Source organism: Streptomyces sp. NPDC002853 (assembly GCF_053591915.1).
The window spans coordinates 407,263-424,122 of the sequence record NZ_JBSFUS010000002.1; the positions used below are offsets into that span (position 1 = coordinate 407,263).

A 16,860-nucleotide genomic window follows, 5' to 3' on the forward strand; every position below is an offset into this window, starting at 1 on the left:
CAGGCTAGGCGGATGCCCGGTGCGTTGCCTGGGTGTGGCACGTCCAGGCAGCAAGCGTCCTGGTTCGTGGCCGCTGACCCGCACAGACTCGGCGGAGCGGGGAGGCCCCGCACCGTTTGAGGAGAGGAGTCCGCCATGGCCGGGACCGTTGAGGGCGACCGCGTCGACGTGGTCGGGGTGTGGGTGACCGCGGATGGTCACATCCGTCAGGAGCTGCTGCCGGACGGCCGCTATGTGGAGGCCCGCGGTGAGCGGCGCCGCGCGTACACCGGCCGGTACACGGTGACCGGCAGCCACCTGGACTACGTCGACGACACCGGGTTCACCGCCACGGGCGACATCCGGGACGGAGTGCTCCATCACGAGCACCTCGTGCTCCACCGGGAGCGGTAGTCGTCGTAGAGGAGGCCGGGCCGCGGCGCCTGGTCACCGAAAGGCGAATCCGCCGCCGGCAGACCCATCCATGACTCCCCCACATCCATGAGCCCCACACAGCAGTCAGCCAGCATCAACGAGAAGCAAGGACCCTATCCATGACACGACAACGACTCGACGGCAAGGTCGCGCTGATCACGGGCGCGACCGGCGGCCTCGGCACAGCGACCGCAGAACTCTTCGCCCGCGAAGGCGCCCGACTGGTGATCACCGATGTCGCCGAAGGCCCGCTGCGAGATCTTGCCGAGCGGCTGGAGGCACGCGGCACGGAGATTGTCGCCGCCCGCCTCGATGTCTCCTCCGCGCGGGACTGGGACGACGTGATCACCCTCGTGCGCGACCGGTTTGCCACGCTGGACGTGCTCGTGAACCTCGCCGGCATCGTGGACTGGCCTGGTATCGAGGACACGCGGGAAGAGGTGTGGGACCGCGTCATCAACGTGAACCAGAAAGGCACCTGGCTCGGCATGAAGGCGGCGATGCCGCTCCTGCGTGCAAGCGGCAACGCGTCGGTGATCAATACCTCGTCCGTGCTCGGCCTGGTGGGAAGCGGCGCGGCGGCGGCTTACCAAGCTTCCAAGGGGGCCGTACGCCTGCTGAGCAAGACAGCCGCAGTCGAATACGCCGAGCAAGGAGTACGCGTCAACTCGTTGCATCCCGGGGTGATCGCCACGCCGATGATCCAGGACCTCCTGGACGACCAGGGTGACCAGCAGCCGGACATCCGGCGTACCCCCATGCGCCGGCCCGGCCACGCCGACGAGGTCGCACCCGCGATCCTCTTCCTCGCCTGCGACGACTCCTCGTTCGTCACCGGCTCGGAGCTGGTGGTCGACGGCGGCCTCACCGCGCACTGATCAGCCCAGCCGCACGACGACACCGACGGCCTGCCTCGAACACCGCCCCCGTGAGCGCGTCAACGACGTGGCCCACCCACCCCGTTCACGCACTGCACGGCTTCAGGCAGCCCGCACCGGCGCCCGACCTCACACTCACCTTCTCCAGGGACCAACCATGACACCGGCAACCGCGTCCACCGAAGCATCCGAATTCACCGAGTTCGCCGGGAAGACCGCCCTCGTCACCGGGGCCGCGCGCGGCGTGGGCAAGGAGACCGTGTCGCTTCTCCACGCCCGCGGCGCCCGCGTCGTCGCCGTCGACCTACGCTCCGACATCACGACGCTGCCGGACGAATTCCCCGGCGTACTCGCGATGCGCGGCGACATCACGCGAGAAGAGACCGCCGCCCGCGCGGTGCAATCGGCCTTGGCCACCTTCGGAGGACTGGACATCCTGGTGAACAACGCCGGACGCACCCTGAACAAGCCCATCACCGAAACAACCGCCGAGGACTGGGACACCGTGATGGCGGTCAACGCCCGCGGCGCCTTCTTCTGCACCCGCGAAGCTTTCCGGGCCATGACGAGGCGCGGCGGCGGCGCCATCGTCAGTACCGGCTCCTATGCCGGCACCGTCGCCCTGCCCGAAGGCGTCGCCTACAGCGCGTCGAAGGGCGCTCTGGCACAACTGACCAAGGTGCTCGCCGTCGAGGGCGGGCCACTGGGCATCCGCGCCAACCTCGTCGCCGCAGGCGTCATCGAGACCGATTTCCTCGACACGATCCGCCCCGACAGCCGCTCATACCTGGCGTCCTTTGCCGAGGCCCAACCCCTGGGCCGAGTCGCGCAGCCCGAAGAGATCGCCGAGGTCCTGTGCTTCCTGGCTTCACCACGCTCCAGCTTCATCACCGGAGCCGTGATCGCCGCTGACGGCGGCTTCACCGCGGTATAGCGCCGCACGACTCTGATAGGCACAGCCCGCTACCCTGGTCTTCAGCGGTTACGCCGGGCGAGGTAGCGGTGAGGCGCGCAGCGCTTTAATTCCCCTAACGCCCTCAACTCGCCCCGCAACGTCTACTCAGCCGTGACCTGCGACAGGCTCCTGAGAGGTCGTGGCCGCCGATGGCCACCTCGCGCCAGACTTGCCCGCCGAGCCCTTCGCCGAGGCGCTGTTCGAGGCGGCGGACCCGGTTGGCGAGGCGTCATTGGACAGGCCCAGTTCGTGGCTATCGCCGGAGAATGTGCTGCTTGCCGACCTACGATGCGATCCCGGCCCTACATCTGCTTGGAGAAGACGCATGACGGATGCGAACACCGGCAAAGTGGTCGTGAACAGGGTGATGTCCCTCGATGGGTTCATCGCCGGTCCCGGCCACACGATGGACTGGATCTTCGAGCACATGTCAGCGGCGACGTTCCCAGAGGTCATGGCGGCCACGGGCGCCATGCTCATCGGCCGGGGCACGTACGAGGTCGGCAAGCGCATGTCCGATGAGAACACCGGCTACGACGGCGGGGCGCAGTTCGTCCTCACCCACCGCCCGGCAGACGAGCCGGACCCCAACGTCACCTTCCTCACCTGCGACATCGAGGAAGCTGTGGCCACGGCACGCCACGCCGCCGGCGACAAGAACCTGGAGATCCTCGGCGCCGACGTGGCCGCCCAGTGCCTGCAGCGCGGCCTCGTCGACGAGATCCTGGTGTATGTGCTGCCGGTGCTGCTCGGCGACGGCGTCCGCTTCGCGCCGCCGGGCCTCGACCGGATCGACCTGGAACCGTTCAGCAACGTCCAGTCGGGCGGGGTCACCATGCTGCGCTTTTACGTGCGCAAGTAGGCACGGCCGCCCCCTGGATCGGGACATGCTCGACCGTCCCGCCGGCGATCAGCGAAGGCGCCGCTGCATCCGGAGACGGGACTGGCGAAGACGACCGTCCAGCTACGTGTGGCGGCCGTGCGGTCCTTCTACGAGTACCTTCCTGGGACTGCCCACCAGCGCCCCACCCGGCTCCTATCCCGCACCGCGCAGCCCACTACAGGCACCGTGAGGGGCGGTCTCGGCTGCTCGGGCCGCGGCACACAGGGCCGCACCCAGGTGGGAATCTGCCCCGTGCCGGCCGGATTCGAAGAGGCGTCGTATATCCGGGGCTCTGTTGCGAGAAGCGCGGCAGCTGGGTGCTCGGGGGAATGATCCGAATCGTCGTCAGCAGCGGCTCGTACAGTCCGACGCTCTGTGGGCTTCCCGCCAGGGCGGCGTCCGTCTGGTGAGCGGACATCAGCTTGGGCAGTGGGCCACGGGCGTGCGGGCTGTCGGAGCTGCTGGGTCTGCCGTCGACTCCGCCCTCCGAAGGCCGGGTTGACGTCAGCTGAGTCAGACGGCCATACCGTAGACGATCGTGAAGACGGTGCCGAGGGAGCCGATGATGAAGACTCCGGTCAGCCCAGCAACGATCAGCCCCTTCCCCTGCTCGGCGCTGAAAGTGTCGCGCAGGGCGGTGGCGCCGATGCGCTGCTTGGCGGCGCCCCAGATCGCGAGCGCCAGGCAGAGCAAGATGGCCACGGCCATGACGACCTGAATCATCGTCTTCGCCTCGGTGCCGAGTGCTCCGAAGGGCCCCCAGTCAGGGGCGATGCCCCCGATGATCGTGGTGATGTCGCCTTTCTCCGCTGCCAGCACCATGCGATTCCACTCCCTCGTGCAGCCGGTGGTGTCTGCGTCAATCCTGAGGCCAATCAGCCGTGCCTGAAACCATATTGACGGATCTCATCGCGCGACGGCGGCGAACTGAGCGGAGCGCTCGTGCTCTCAGACCCCAGCAAGATCGTTCGCAGGCTGTAGGAGTTCGACGGTGGCGAGAACGCTCGTCGTGTGGCGCCTATCGGGGGGGGCGGGTTGGTAGGTCGCTCAACTGGGCAGGACCGCCGAGCTCCTGGAACACAGGACCTCACCCCCGGCCGTCCTGCCAGACGCGGCGCCGGCGTTGCACCGAACGCGCACTGTCCCGCAGCTGTTGAGCCACCACCACACGGACGTCGCCCGCGGCGAACCGCGACTGACAGCGCCTGACAGCCCGCCCGACATCACGCCGACAAAACTCAGGAGAGGGCCGCTCCCGCGTACGCGGTGACGTCCTCCACCGAGGCGTTGCCGCCGCAGATCACCAGGCCGAGCCGGGTCTCGTCGCCAGTCTTGGCCACCACGCGGCGGGCGGCCGGCAGGAGACAGCCCGCCGCGGGCTCGGCCCATACCTTGGCGTGCTCGGCCAGCTCGAGCACGCCTTGGTAGGCCTCCGCCTCGGGCACGACCAGCACTTCGTCGACCAGGTCACGCACCATGGTGTACGTCAGCGGAGAGACGGTGGGCGCGCTCAGCGTGGTGATGCGTGAGTCCACATCCACCTCGACCGGCCCACCGCAGGCCAGCGCCTGGGACATCGCGTCGGCACCGGTGGTCTCCACACCCCAGACACGCACGCCCGGCCGCCGCGCCCGCAGCGCGGCCGCCACGCCGGCGATCAGACCACCCCCGCCGATGGAAACCAGGACGTCCGTCAATTCACCGGCGTCAGCGGCCAGTTCCAGCCCCACAGTGCCCTGCCCCGCAATGACCACCGGATCGGAGAACGGGTGCAGCAGCGTGAGCCCGTCCGCCTCCAGCCGCTCCATCAGCGCGAAGGCCTCGGCCATGGTGGCGGTCAGCCGTACGTCGGCTCCGGCGGCTCGCGCAGCCTGCACCGAACGCGCCGGTGCGGTGCGCGGCATCACCACCGTGGCACGCACACCCAGCGCGGCCGACATCTCCGCCACGGCGACACCGTGGTTGCCGCCGGACACGGCGACCACGCCGGCCGAGCGCTGTTCGTCGCTCATCGCCAGCAGTTTGGCGACGGCTCCCCGCGCCTTGAACGAACCAGTGCGCTGCAGCAATTCGAGCTTGACCGTGACCGGCACCCGCAGCAACGCGCTCAGCCCCGGGCTGGGCAGCGTGGGAGTGCGCACCACGTGCCCGGCGATCCGCGCCGCCGCACTTTCCAAGTCCTCAACACCGATCATGGCGCCCCTCCCGGATGTCTCGCACGCCGTATCCCTGTGCACACTACGCGGGCGATCGATCCCTGTGCCGAGGGCATTGGGTACATCAACCGGTTGCGTCCGATCGGACAACAGGGGGTGCGCACACCAGATCACGCGGGCAACCGGAGGCCACCGCCTGCCGCTCGCGGGCCCGCCGCGACCCAACTCGCGACTACGCCGATCCTCGGCTCTACGCGATCGCCGCCAGTCTCATCGGCAAGCAGCGCCGCCTTGAGGTGACATCGCTGCGGTCGCTGGCCCGCCCCGGAGCCGGTCACATCGTCGAGTCCTGGGGCGGGAGCAGGCCAAGGGCCGCGCCCTGGCCCCGGCGGCGCATACGCAGCTCGCGGAAGCTCGCCGGATTCTCCCCCGGTGCCCGGCACGTGCTGCTGATCGTGGCCTGGGCCGAGCTCAACTACGGCGAGGGCGCCGAGTCGCCCGGAACCCCACTGGGCACCGCCCGGTCCCGGCTCAACCGGGCCTGCCGCGGGGGCCTCTGTACCGGCATTCAGGAGGCGGATCGAGCCGGTGGACAGTCCGAGCGCCACAGCGAGCCTGCGCACCCTCTGCGAGCACGCCGCGCGGTACCGCACCATCCTGTACTGAGCCGAGCGGCGCCGGGTCCCAAAGCGGGTCGCGCTGAGAGCGGCACATCACCTGGTTTCTTCGACGGCTGCCGCGTGACGTGCGGCAAGGTAACCGAAGACCAGACCGGAACCAATCTGGCAGCCTGCCCCGGGGTACTCCGAAGCCGCCATGGAACCGGCATCATTACCGCACGCATAGAGGCCGCGGATCGGCTCGTCATCGTCGTCGAGGACCTGCGCCTTCGCATTCGTACGCAGGCCCAGTGAGGTGGCCAACGGTGTGGGGACAACCGTGAGTGCGTAGAAGGGGGCTTTCTCGATCGGGCCGAGGTTGACGTTCGGGGCGTGGTCCGGATCACCGAACTGACGCCCGTAAGGGCTGCTGCCTCTGCCGAAATACTCGTCGGCGCCTGTGCGCGCGGAGCGGTTGCAGTCGGCGACGGTGCGCTCGAGGCCGTGGGCGTCGATGCCGGCAGCGGCGGCGAGGTCGTGAAGCGTGCGCCCCGTACACAGGTAACCAGAGGCGATGTGTCGCGCGAGGGAGCGTCGGCCGGCGTGGGGGCGGACCAAGCCGAGGCCGTACTTCTTCAGTGCGTGGCTGTCGGTCACCAGCCACGCGGGGATGGTGGGTCTGGACGCCTGGCCCCTGTACATGGCGCGCACGAAGTGGTGATAGGAGGCCGACTCATCGGTGAAGCGGCGGCCGGCCGCGTCGACGGCGATGATGCCGGGTTTGGCCCGGTCCCAGATGTGCGGGAAGACAACGGGGGAACCGTCCCGGCGGCGGCCGATGGAGCTGGGAAACCACAGGGCGTTGTCGCCATCAGGTGCGCCGAGGGTGCCGCCTACCGCGCGGGCGAGAGCGAAGGAGTCGCCGGTAGCGCTCTCGACTGCCCGGGTGTGGTGCGGTGTAGGCATGGGGAGATGGGCGGACCGCAGTTCGGGGGCGGCGGGGAAGCCGCCGGTGGCCAGGACGACACCGTTGCGGGCGCCTATGCGGAGGGTGCGGCCCTGATGGGAGACGACCGCGCCGATCACGCAGTCCGTGGCGTCGGCGATGAGCTCTGTGGCATGGGCGGTGAACCAGATGTCCCCCCGGCGCCGCAGGAGTTGCCGGTAGAGCTGTGCGACGAGGGCGTTGCCCATGGCCAGGCGGGTTCCGCGGGGCCAGCCGGCTGCCCGGTCCCGCGCCCACCGCAGGCCGAGGCGCAAGGCCAGGGCGATGCCGCGCGGCGATCCGTTGAAGATGCCGAGCAACTGGTCGGCCTCGGGGCGGCGGACCATGAGGGTGCCGCCGAGGAGGGCGAACTCCGGGACTGGGGGCCGGATGCGGGCGAATCCGGCCCGGCCCAGTACGCGGCCGTCGACCGTGTGTGGTTCCAGGGCACGGCCGACGCCGTATCCGGGTATTTCGGGGTGATAGTCGACCACGGCCCTGGAGTGCCAGAACCCCACGCCGAGCTGTTTGTCCAGGTAGTCGAGCATCTCGGGTCCGTGAGCGAGGTAGCTTTCGCGCAGGGATCGGGGGGCACGGTCTCCGATCAGGGTGTCGAGGTAGCCGCGGGCCGCTTCGGTGTCGGCCGCGGGGTCCTGTTGGTGGCGGTGGCCCGGTATCCAGGCGGTGCCCGCCGAGTAGGCGGTGGTCCCGCCGAGCCACTCTGTCTTTTCCAGCACCAGGACGCCAAGGCCTTCCTGGGCGCCAACGGCTGCCGCCCCGAGGCCAGCCGCGCCGGATCCAAGGACAAGCAGATCTGTCTCGTGATCCCAACTGTCCGTCATGCGAGGGCATGCCTTTCTCATTCAGGTGGCCCTTGGCGTGCGGGCTGGTACGTCATGTCCCGTCCTGAGTGAGGGAGTGCCGACGGTCCGCGCCGTGCGACAGGGACTGGGGCGGCAGGGTGGGGTGGGGTCAGGTGTGGGCCTGAATGTCAGCGGTGATCTCGGCGAAGTCGGCGAGCATGTGGGAGGTGAAGGGCTTGCAGCCGGTGAAGAGCCGGAACGCGTCGGCCGCTTGGTGCACCAGCATGTTTCCGCCGTGGAAGACATTGCAGCCCATGGCGTGGGCGCTCTGCAGAAGTGGTGTCCACAGCGGGTGGTAGTTGACGTCGGCGACCCAGAGCCGGGAGTGCAGCGACGTCTCGGGCAGGGGCAGTTGCAGGGCGTGTTCGGTGCCCACGGGCGAGGCGTTGACCAGCCCGTCGGCGTGGGCCACAAGGGTGTCGCCCTCCGTCGCGGTGCAGGCCTGGGCCCGGTCGGCTCCGGCGTGTTCGTTGAGTGCCTCGGCGAGGTCTCGTGCGCGGTCGAGGTGCGGATCCGTGATCATGAGACGGTGCACGCCAAGATCCAGCAGGGCGTGCGCCACTGCCGCACCGGCGCCGCCCGCTCCCAGCTGCACGACGCGCCCGGCGTTGGCGTGTGGCATGTTCCGGCGGAACGCGGCGGCGAAGCCCGCGATGTCGGTGTTGTGGCCGACGGCGCGTCCGTCCGCAGCGAAGACGATGGTGTTGACGGCCCCCACCCGCGACGCGGCAGGGGACAGTTGGTCAAGGTAGGGGATCACGAGCTGCTTGTAGGGATGGGTGATGTTCAGCCCTGAGAAGCCGCACATCCGGGCATGGCGGATGCGCTCGCCCAGCCGTTCGCTGCGCTCGTCGGCAGGCGGGTCCAAGTCCTGCAGCCGGTAGAGATACCGCAGGCCGTGCCGACGAGCTTCGCGCTCGTGCAGTTCCGGGCTCAGGGACTGTTTGATGCCCGTGCCGATGAGAGCCAAGAGGTACGACTTCTGAGTCATGACCACTCCACGCACGCTATGAACTATCTAGTTCGTTATCAATATCAGGGCGTGGCTGTGGCGTGAAGCCGTCGCGCTCAGGATTCTCCACGGGTCACAGGCCCAGGTAGACCTCGCGCACGCGGGGGTCGTGGCTGAGTGCGGCGGAGCTGCCGGACATGGCGGTCTCCCCGTTCTCCATGACGATGCAGTGACTGGTGACCCCGAACGTCAGTTTCGCGTTCTGCTCCACCAGCAGCAGGCTCAGGCCCTCGTCCCGCAGCCTGAGCAGCACATCGAGGATGCTGCCGACGAGTTTGGGAGACAGCCCCATGGAGGGTTCGTCCAGGATGAGCAGGCGTGGTCTGCTCATGAGACCGCGGCCCATCGCCAACATCTGCTGCTGACCTCCGGAAAGTGCCCCCGCAAGACGGTGCTTCATCTCGCCGAGGACCGGGAAAAGGTCGTAGATCTCCTCGAGTTGCTGGTGTACTTCCCTGTTCCAGGCGCGGGCGTACGCGCCCAGGAGGAGGTTCTTCTCCACGGGCAGGCCGGGAAAGACGTGCCGGCCCTCGGGGACGTAGCCGATGCCGTGGCGGACCATGTCGCGGGCCTTGGCCTTGGAGAGGTCTGTCTCGCCCAGCGTGATGCGGCCGCTGCTGCGGGGCACGAGTCCCATCAGGGCTTTGAGCGTGGAGGTCTTGCCGGCGCCGTTGGCGCCGATGATTCCGACGGACTGGCCGGCTTCGACGGTGAAGCCGATGTTGCTGACGGCGCAGACGCCGCCGTAGTGCACGCTGAGGTCGTCCACTTGGAGACGGGGCGCCGGGCCCAGGGGGGATGAGCTCACGATGACGCCTCCTTGGCGCGGTCCGAACGTCCGCTCTGCGTGGGTTGCCCGGGCTGGAGGTCGCTCAGCTCGGAGTCACCCAGATAGGCCTCGATCACCTCTGGGGTGGCGACGACGTCCTGAGGGGTTCCTTCCGCGATGACCTTCCCGCTGGACAGGACGGTGACCTTCTCGCACAACGACATGACCAGGCCCATGTTGTGCTCGATGAGGACGACGGTGGTGCCGCTGTCGCGGATCGAGCGGACGATGCGGACGAGTTGCTGGACCTCCTCGCCGTTGAGTCCCGCGGCGGGTTCGTCGAGCAGCAGCAGGCGTGGCCGACTGGCCATGGCTCGTGCGATCTCGATGCGGCGCTGGATGCCGTAGGGAAGGGACGTCGGGTCCGCGTCGGCGAAGTCGGTCAGGCCGAAACGTTGGAGGATCTCGTCCGCCTGGGTGCGCAGACGCCGCTCCTGCTGGATGACGCCGGGCTGCCACAGGGCGTAGCGCCAGATGGCGTGGGTACGGGTGCGGTCGAGCGCGACGAGGACGTTCTCCCGCACGGTCAGCTGCCCGAACAGGCGCAGGTTTTGGAAGGTGCGGGCCATGCCGGCCAGGGAGAGGGCGTAGGGGCGGGCGGTGGTGGTGTCGGAGTCGGCGAAGTGCACGCGGCCGGAGGTGGCCCGGTAGAAGCCGCTGATGACGTTGAACAAGGTGGTCTTGCCCGAACCGTTCGGCCCTACGATCCCGCGTATCTCTGCGGTGTCGACGGTGAGCGAGACCGAGTCGAGGGCGCGCAGGCCGCGGAAGTGTTTGCTGACCTCCTCGATGCGCAGCAGCGCGGCAGGTGCCGGCATCTGCGCTGCTTCGTACGGGGTGAAGGCGCGCAGTTCGGCGCGGGCGGCCTGGCGGCCGCGCCGGTGATGGTACCGGGCGCGGACGCGGGCGGGGATACCGGCGAGGCCGGTGGGGGCGAAGACCACCATGAGGACCACGACGACTCCGTAGCCGAGTTGGGCGTAGGTGGAGAAGTCGGAGAGCCATTCACGGACGAGCGTGAGTCCGATGGCGCCGATGACGCAGCCGACCAGAGAGCGCCGCCCGCCGATGATGACCATGGCGAGCAGGATGAACATGTTGCTGATGGAGAACGTCTCGGGAGCCACGTAACGGATGAGGCCGCCGTAGAGGATGCCCGCCAGGCCGCCGTAGAGGCTGGCCAGGAGGAAGGCGGTCATGCGCAGCAGCGGGATCTCTGCTCCCATCGCACCCGCGGCGAGCGAGTCGTCGCGCATGGCGCGCAGCCGGCGTCCGAGCGAGGTGTGGACGACGAAGAGCCCGAAGAGGAGGCCGACGGCGAAGACGACGGCTTCCAGGTAGTAGTAGAGGTATTCGCTGGACAGGTCGACGCCGGGCAGGGAGGGCACCGGGATGCCGGAGATGCCGTCGGCGCCGCCGGTGATGTGGGCGTTGGTGATCCAGTTGATGAAGCCGAGGGCCAGCCCCAGGGTGACGATGCCCAGGTAGTGAGACTGCATGCGCAGGGCGGGGATACCGACGAGCAGTCCTGTCGCGACGGCGGCCAGCAGGGCCAGGACGGCGGCGGCCCAGAATCCGAGGCCGGAGTGGGTGGTAAGGATGGCCAGGCTGTAGGCGCCGACACCGAAGAAGGCGACCTGGGCCAGGTTGATCTGGCCGGAGATGCCCATGGCCAGGCCCATGCCGATCGCCAGCAGAGCGTAGATGAGGGCGATGTTGACGACGTGGATGGTGTAGGTGCCCAGGCCGTAGGGGAGGGCCCAGGCCGCGATGGCTAGCGCGGCGATGGCGAGCATGCGTGCTTTCATGCGCGGCTGACCGTCCTTTCGCCGAAGATTCCGGTGGGCCGGATCATGATCGCCACCGTGAACACCAGGAACGTCACGAGGACCGAGTAGCCCTGGAAGTGGCCGGCGGCGTAGGAGTCCAGGACGCCGATGATGATGCCGCCGGTCACGGCGCCGTTGATGGAGCCGAATCCACCGAGCATGGCGGCGGCGAAGCCTTTGATGCCCAGGGCGCCGCCCAGGGACGCGTCGACGTAGAGCATGGGGCCGACCAGTCCGCCGGCGAGGGCGGCGAGGCCGGCCCCGATGGCGAAGGCGAGGGCGTTGCTGCGGCCGACGTTGATGCCGACCGCGGTGGCGGCCTCGTGGTCCATGGCGACGGCCTGCATGGCGGCGCCGCGCTTGGTGCGCGAGAGGAAGAAGCTGAGGGCGACGACGGCGAGGGCGGCGACGCCCATGACGAGCAGGTCGTAGGTGCGGATGCGGATACCGACGATGTCCAGCGGGGCGGAGTCCAGGGGCGAGGGGACGGCGCGTCCGGTGGTGCCCCAGATGAGGATGGCGACGGCCTGCAGGACGATGCCGAAGCCGATCGTGCCGATCAGCATCAGGTCGAAGTCCTTGTTCTCCAGTGGCCGCAGGACACGTTCGATGACCAGGCCGATGGCGCCGGTGACAAGGATCGCCACGATCATGGCGACCGCGAAGGGGAGCTTGGAGGTGAGATAGAAGGTGGAGGCGGCGTACGCGCCGATCATCGCGATGTCGGCGTGGGCGAAGTTGACCAGACCCATGGTGCGGTAGACGAGGGAGAACCCCATGGCGACCAGGGCGTAGATCGCGCCGAGACTCAGTCCGCTGACAAGTGTCTGGAAGGTGTCCTGCACAGCGGCCTCACTTGTCTTCGACGAGCTTGCCGGCCCGGATGACACCGATGGTGGTCTTGGTGATCCCGACGCCGTCCTCGCCGAACCGGAAGGTGCCCAGCAGCCCGTCGTAGTTGGTGGCGCGCATCGCGTCGGCCAGCTTCTTGCCGGTGGCGACGTCGCTGTTCTTCAGGGCCGTGAGGACGATGTTGGTGCCGTCGTAGGCCTTGGCGCCGTGCAGTTCGGCCTCCTCGCCGTAGGCGGCCTTGTAGGCGGCGGCAAACTTCTCGGCGGCGGGGCTGATGTCGTTGCTGAGGTAGGGGGAGCTGACGAAGGTGCCCTCGACGGCCTTCTTTCCGGCCGTGTCGATGAAGACGGGGGTGCCTTGTGGGGCGGCGCCCGCGAAGGGGGCGTCGATACCGAGGTCACGGGCCTGCTTGACGATGAGGCCGGCTTCGACTTCTTCCGATCCGATGAAGATGACCTGCGGCTTGGCAGAGCGGATCTTGGTGAGGGCGGCGCTGAAGTCCTTCTGGTCGGTGGTGACGACCTGATCGGAGAGCGGAGTGACGCCCAGGTCCTTGACTGCCTTGGTGAACGCGTCGTGCTCCCCCTTGCCGAACGAGCCGTTGTTGGAGATCATCGCGATCTTCTTGAAGCCCTTGTCCTCGATCAGGTACTTCGCGAGGGTGCTGTCGTAGGTGGTACTGGTGGGCCCGTTCAGGAACAGGTAGGGGCTCTTCTGGGCAACCAGGGCGTCGGCCTGGCCGGAGGTGATGTTGGGGATCTCCGCCTGCTTGAGCACCGGGGCCATGGCGACGGTCACGGCGCTCTCCGCGGTGCCGATCATGGCGATGTACTTCTCGCTGACTATCTTGCGCGCGAGGTTGGTACCGGTGGTGGGGTCGCCCTGGTCGTCGAACGACTTCATCTGTATCTTGCGGCCGTTGATGCCGCCCTTCTTGTTCCACTCGTCGATGGCCAGCTTGGCGCCCTTGTACTCCCACTCCCCCAGCGAGGAGAGCTGACCGCTGCGGGCGTTGACGACGGCGATCTTGATGGGGCCCGAGTCGGACCCTGCGGTGTCGCTCTTCTCGCCGGGGGCGCTGCAGGCGGTTGCCGCAGCCACGAGGGCGACGGCGCTGACGAGCAGGGTGCGTGGTGCATGCGGACGGGCGGGTCGGTTCATGCGGTCACCTCATGAGTAGGCGTCAGGCTGCAAGGAAGGGTGGGCGGGTGGGGGGAGGCGACTCGTCCTTCGTCGGCCGAAGGAAGCGGCCGACGGAGATGATGCGAGTGCGGTGGGTGCTGTCAGACCGTGTCGGCCGGGAAGTTGCCGGCATAGATGTCCTTGATGTTCCAGTGGCCGGGGGTGGGCACCGGTTCGTTGACCATGGGGACATCGAGGACGGCGGGGCGGCGCCGTGCGATGGCGTCTTCGAGCGCCTTGCGCAGGTCTGCGGGTGAGCTGACGGTGTAGCCGTCGGCGCCGCAGGACTGCCCGTACTGGGCGAAGTCGGGGCTGTAGGGCCGTCCTTCGGTGTCGGTGAACTCGCATCCGTAGGACCGGCCGAAAGAGGAAGCCTGCAGGTCGGCGATGGTGCCGTGGGCGCGGTTGTTCATCACGACGAAGATGACCGGTGCGCCTTGTTCGACGGCCATCGGCACCGCAGGGAGCTGGGCGCTCATGCCGCCGTCACCGATCAGGGCGACGACCACGCGGTCGGGCTGGGCGATCTGCACGCCCACTGCGGCGGCCGGCCCGAAGCCCATCGTGGAGGCGCCGCCGGGGGTGATGAAGCGGCCCTCCTCGGGAAGTTCGTAGCACTGGGCCACGCCGTTCTTGTTCCACCCGACGTCGGTGACCAGCACGGCGCTTTCGGGGAGCGTCTCGCGCAGGTCGGTGAGGATGCGCTGGGGGCGCAGCGGGAAGTTGTCGCTGCGGCCCGCCTCCGTGGCCGCCTCGAACACCCCACGTCGCGCGACGGCGATGTTCTCGCGCAGGCCCGGGCGGGTGACAGGCGTGTCCTGCCGTGCGCGAAGTGCGGCGGCGACGGTTTCCAGGGCCAGCGTCACATCAGCCACCGCGCCGATCTGCACCGGGTAGTTGCGGCCGATCTCGGCCGGGTCGATGTCGATCTGGATGAGCTTGCTGGGCGGGAAGTTCCAGGTGTGGGTCGCGTCCCAGCTGCTGGCGTCGGTCTCGGCGAAACGGGTGGCGAGCGCGAGGACGAGGTCGGCACCCTTGGTGTGCTCGTGGGTGGTGTCCAGGCCCCAGAAACCCGGCATGCCCAGGAGCAGGGGGTGGCGGTCGGGGATTGCGCCCTTGCCCATCAGGGAGTGGGTGAGGGGGATGTCGAGGTGCTCGGCGATGTCGAGCAGCGCGGCGCGGGCGCCGGGGCCGCGCAGACCACCGCCGAAGTAGATCAGCGGACGCTGTGCCCGCAGGAGCGCCTCGGCCATGCGGTCGGCGGTGGCCTCGTCCAGTCCGGGTCGGCCGAGATGCCCGGGGAGCGGGTGCTCCCCGGCGTATGCGGTGACGGGTCGGCTGAACACGTCCATCGGCACGTTGATCAGGACGGCGCCCGGGCGGCCGCTGGTGGCGGTGAAGAAGGCGCGCTCCGTGACGCGTGGCAGATCCTGCACACGCTGCACGTCCCAGGTGCGCTTGCAGAAGGGCTGGTAGATGGCCGTCTGGTCGGCGTCGGCGTGGAGGTTGACCTCTTGGTGGGGGTGGCGGCCGGAGTAGTAGGAGGGGACGTCTCCGGTGATGACGACCAGGGGGACGGAGTCGAGGGCGGCGGTGGCGACTCCGGTGACGGCGTTCATCATGCCGGGACCGACGTGGGTGAGCAGCACGCCGGGGCGTGCCGTGGCGCGGGCGTAGCCGTCGGCGGCGTGGGCGGCGGCCTGTTCGTGGCGGGCGATGACGAACTCGATGGAGCTGGGGCCGAGCGCGTCCAGGAGGGCGATGTTGGTGTGGCCGCAGGTGCCGAAGACGTACTTGACTCCGTAGGACTCGAGCTGGGCGACGAGGGCTTCGGCCGCGGTGACGGTGGTCACGAGTTCTCCTTGGGCAGGTCGCGGTGCTCGCCCCAGACGGACAGGCCGCGCAGCATGAGGGTCTTGACGACGGTGTAGTCGTCGATGAGCCAACGGGGGGCCTCGCGGCCGAAGCCGGAGTCCTTGACTCCGCCGAACGGCACATGGTCGAGGCGGTAGTTGGAGGACCCGTTGACGATCAGGGCGCCGACCTGCAGGCGGCGCCAGGCGGTGAGGATCTTGCGGATGTCGTGGGTGAACAGGCCGGCCTGGAGTCCGTAACGGCTGTCGTTGCAGGCGTCGATGACGGTGTCGAAGTCGTCGTAGGGGATGACGGCGACGAGGGCGCCGAAGACTTCGTGGACGACGACGGAGGCGTGCGCGGGTGGGTCGGCGATGATGGTGGGGGCGGCGGTGGCTCCGTTGCGAGTGCCGCCGCGTATCACGCTCGCGCCGAGTCCGGCGGCCTCCTTGGACCATTGCACGACGCGTTCGGCGGCGTCCTCGTCGACCATCGCCCCGATGTCGGTGTCCTCAATGAGGGGGTCGCCGACGACGAGGGCATCAACAGCGGCGGTGAAGGTGTCGAGGAAGGTGTCGAAGCGGCTGCGGTGCACGTAGACGCGCTGGACGGAGATGCAGCTCTGGCCGCTGTTGCTGTAGCCGTTCTTGGCGCACAGCGCCGCGGCCGCCTCGGTGTCGGCGTCGTCGCAGACGATGGTGGCCGCGTTGCCGCCGAGTTCGAGGGCGAGCCGCTTCGCCCCGGCGGCCCGGGCCACGGCGGCCCCGGTGGCGGCGCTGCCGGTGAAGCTGATGACGCTGACTTCGTCGGCGGCGCACAGGGCCGCGCCGACGTCCGCTCCGCCATGCAGCAGTTGGACCGCCTGGTAGGGCAGGCCGCTCTCCAGCAGCAGCGCCACGATCGCGGTGGAGACGGCGGGCGCCTGGGGCGGGGCCTTGACCAAGGTGGTGTTGCCGGCCGCGAAGGAGGCACCCAGTTTGTGGGCGAGCAGGTTGGCGGGCGCGTTGAACGGGGTGATGGCCAGCGCCACCCCGGCGGGGGCGCGGTAGGTCAGGGCCGTGTTGCCGATGCCGGTGTCCCAGCCGGCCACGGGGAGGTTCTCACCGTCGATGCGGCGGGCCTCGGCGGCGCAGACGGCGAAGGTGGAGGCGACGCGGTCGATCTCCGTGCGGCCGTCCGTGAGCGGCTTGCCGAGTTCGAGGGCCAGCAGGCGGGCGAGGCGGTCCCGGTGGGCCGAGGCGGTGCGGGAGGCGTTTTCCAGGATGGCGGCGCGCGCGGCCGGTGCGAGGGAGGCGACCTGGTCGGCGTACCGGTTGCTGTGCTGCAGGGCACGGGTGATGTCCGACGGTGTGGCGGCGGGCACTTGGCTGACCGTGCGCCTGAGGTATGGGCCGGTGCGTTGCAGGGGCAGACCTTCGCCGCCCCAGGATCCGGCGATGAAGGGGAGGGCGTCGACGACGTCGGTCGAGTCGGCGGCCTTGAGGAGGTGTTGCAGCATCACATCTCCAGAAAAAACCATCTAGTGGTTTTCGTGGACTGCTCTGTGGACTGGCGTGTAACGTACGGGCG

The 16,860-nt window shown here is 68.9% G+C and carries 14 protein-coding genes; 4 read left to right on the top strand and 10 right to left on the bottom strand.

Features of this window, described 5'->3' with window-relative positions:
• Positions 1 to 135: 135 nt before the first annotated feature.
• The 4 genes from ACWD02_RS06385 (at position 136) to ACWD02_RS06400 (ending at position 3,109) form a co-directional block, all read left to right on the top strand.
• Entirely contained in the window at positions 136 to 393 is a 258-nt protein-coding gene (locus tag ACWD02_RS06385; protein WP_451205067.1) for an Atu4866 domain-containing protein, read from the top strand.
• Between the two features lie 140 nt (positions 394 to 533).
• Positions 534 to 1,292 carry an SDR family NAD(P)-dependent oxidoreductase gene (locus ACWD02_RS06390; protein ID WP_451205069.1) on the top strand — a complete coding sequence of 253 codons (759 nt, stop codon included), beginning with the start codon at positions 534 to 536 and terminating at the stop codon, positions 1,290 to 1,292.
• A 157-nt stretch (positions 1,293 to 1,449) separates the two neighbouring features.
• On the top strand, positions 1,450 to 2,226 hold the full coding sequence (locus ACWD02_RS06395) for an SDR family NAD(P)-dependent oxidoreductase (RefSeq protein WP_451205071.1): 777 nt from the start codon (positions 1,450 to 1,452) through the stop codon (positions 2,224 to 2,226).
• A 346-nt stretch (positions 2,227 to 2,572) separates the two neighbouring features.
• On the top strand, positions 2,573 to 3,109 hold the full coding sequence (locus tag ACWD02_RS06400) for a dihydrofolate reductase family protein (protein WP_451205074.1): 537 nt from the start codon (positions 2,573 to 2,575) through the stop codon (positions 3,107 to 3,109).
• A 534-nt stretch (positions 3,110 to 3,643) separates the two neighbouring features.
• Here ACWD02_RS06400 and ACWD02_RS06405 read toward each other — a convergent pair.
• The 10 genes from ACWD02_RS06405 to ACWD02_RS06450 all read right to left on the bottom strand — a co-directional run bounded on the left by ACWD02_RS06405 (position 3,644) and on the right by ACWD02_RS06450 (position 16,789).
• Complete coding sequence (locus tag ACWD02_RS06405) at positions 3,644 to 3,952, bottom strand: hypothetical protein (RefSeq protein ID WP_447047160.1); 309 nt, start codon at positions 3,950 to 3,952, stop codon at positions 3,644 to 3,646.
• 416 nt (positions 3,953 to 4,368) lie between these two features.
• Positions 4,369 to 5,325: a threonine/serine dehydratase gene (locus tag ACWD02_RS06410; protein WP_451205077.1), complete on the bottom strand. Its 957-nt coding sequence runs from the start codon at positions 5,323 to 5,325 to the stop codon at positions 4,369 to 4,371.
• Between the two features lie 674 nt (positions 5,326 to 5,999).
• On the bottom strand, positions 6,000 to 7,733 hold the full coding sequence (locus ACWD02_RS06415) for an FAD-binding protein (protein WP_451205080.1): 1,734 nt from the start codon (positions 7,731 to 7,733) through the stop codon (positions 6,000 to 6,002).
• 109 nt (positions 7,734 to 7,842) lie between these two features.
• Positions 7,843 to 8,724, bottom strand: coding sequence for a shikimate dehydrogenase (locus ACWD02_RS06420; protein ID WP_451205083.1), 882 nt, complete (start codon positions 8,722 to 8,724; stop codon positions 7,843 to 7,845).
• A gap of 94 nt (positions 8,725 to 8,818) precedes the next feature.
• A complete protein-coding gene (locus ACWD02_RS06425; RefSeq protein ID WP_451205086.1) occupies positions 8,819 to 9,553 on the bottom strand; it encodes an ABC transporter ATP-binding protein in 735 nt (244 codons plus the stop codon).
• A complete protein-coding gene (locus tag ACWD02_RS06430; protein ID WP_451205089.1) occupies positions 9,550 to 11,382 on the bottom strand; it encodes a branched-chain amino acid ABC transporter ATP-binding protein/permease in 1,833 nt (610 codons plus the stop codon). The genes ACWD02_RS06425 and ACWD02_RS06430 overlap by 4 nt, the downstream gene beginning before the upstream one ends.
• On the bottom strand, positions 11,379 to 12,248 hold the full coding sequence (locus ACWD02_RS06435; protein ID WP_451205092.1) for a branched-chain amino acid ABC transporter permease: 870 nt from the start codon (positions 12,246 to 12,248) through the stop codon (positions 11,379 to 11,381). The genes ACWD02_RS06430 and ACWD02_RS06435 overlap by 4 nt, the downstream gene beginning before the upstream one ends.
• A 7-nt stretch (positions 12,249 to 12,255) precedes the next feature.
• Entirely contained in the window at positions 12,256 to 13,416 is a 1,161-nt protein-coding gene (locus ACWD02_RS06440; protein WP_451205095.1) for an ABC transporter substrate-binding protein, read from the bottom strand.
• Between the two features lie 122 nt (positions 13,417 to 13,538).
• Positions 13,539 to 15,290, bottom strand: coding sequence for a thiamine pyrophosphate-binding protein (locus ACWD02_RS06445; RefSeq protein WP_451205097.1), 1,752 nt, complete (start codon positions 15,288 to 15,290; stop codon positions 13,539 to 13,541).
• A complete protein-coding gene (locus tag ACWD02_RS06450) occupies positions 15,287 to 16,789 on the bottom strand; it encodes an aldehyde dehydrogenase family protein (RefSeq protein ID WP_451205100.1) in 1,503 nt (500 codons plus the stop codon). The genes ACWD02_RS06445 and ACWD02_RS06450 overlap by 4 nt, the downstream gene beginning before the upstream one ends.
• Positions 16,790 to 16,860 lie beyond the last annotated feature (71 nt).

Coding starts and splice junctions, on each gene's coding strand:
- ACWD02_RS06385 (WP_451205067.1), top strand. CDS start 136: ATGGCCGGGACCGTTGAGGGCGACCGCGTCGACGTGGTCGGGGTGTGG.
- ACWD02_RS06390 (WP_451205069.1), top strand. CDS start 534: ATGACACGACAACGACTCGACGGCAAGGTCGCGCTGATCACGGGCGCG.
- ACWD02_RS06395 (WP_451205071.1), top strand. CDS start 1,450: ATGACACCGGCAACCGCGTCCACCGAAGCATCCGAATTCACCGAGTTC.
- ACWD02_RS06400 (WP_451205074.1), top strand. CDS start 2,573: ATGACGGATGCGAACACCGGCAAAGTGGTCGTGAACAGGGTGATGTCC.
- ACWD02_RS06405 (WP_447047160.1), bottom strand. CDS start 3,952: ATGGTGCTGGCAGCGGAGAAAGGCGACATCACCACGATCATCGGGGGC.
- ACWD02_RS06410 (WP_451205077.1), bottom strand. CDS start 5,325: ATGATCGGTGTTGAGGACTTGGAAAGTGCGGCGGCGCGGATCGCCGGG.
- ACWD02_RS06415 (WP_451205080.1), bottom strand. CDS start 7,733: ATGAGAAAGGCATGCCCTCGCATGACGGACAGTTGGGATCACGAGACA.
- ACWD02_RS06420 (WP_451205083.1), bottom strand. CDS start 8,724: ATGACTCAGAAGTCGTACCTCTTGGCTCTCATCGGCACGGGCATCAAA.
- ACWD02_RS06430 (WP_451205089.1), bottom strand. CDS start 11,382: ATGAAAGCACGCATGCTCGCCATCGCCGCGCTAGCCATCGCGGCCTGG.
- ACWD02_RS06440 (WP_451205095.1), bottom strand. CDS start 13,416: ATGAACCGACCCGCCCGTCCGCATGCACCACGCACCCTGCTCGTCAGC.
- ACWD02_RS06450 (WP_451205100.1), bottom strand. CDS start 16,789: ATGCTGCAACACCTCCTCAAGGCCGCCGACTCGACCGACGTCGTCGAC.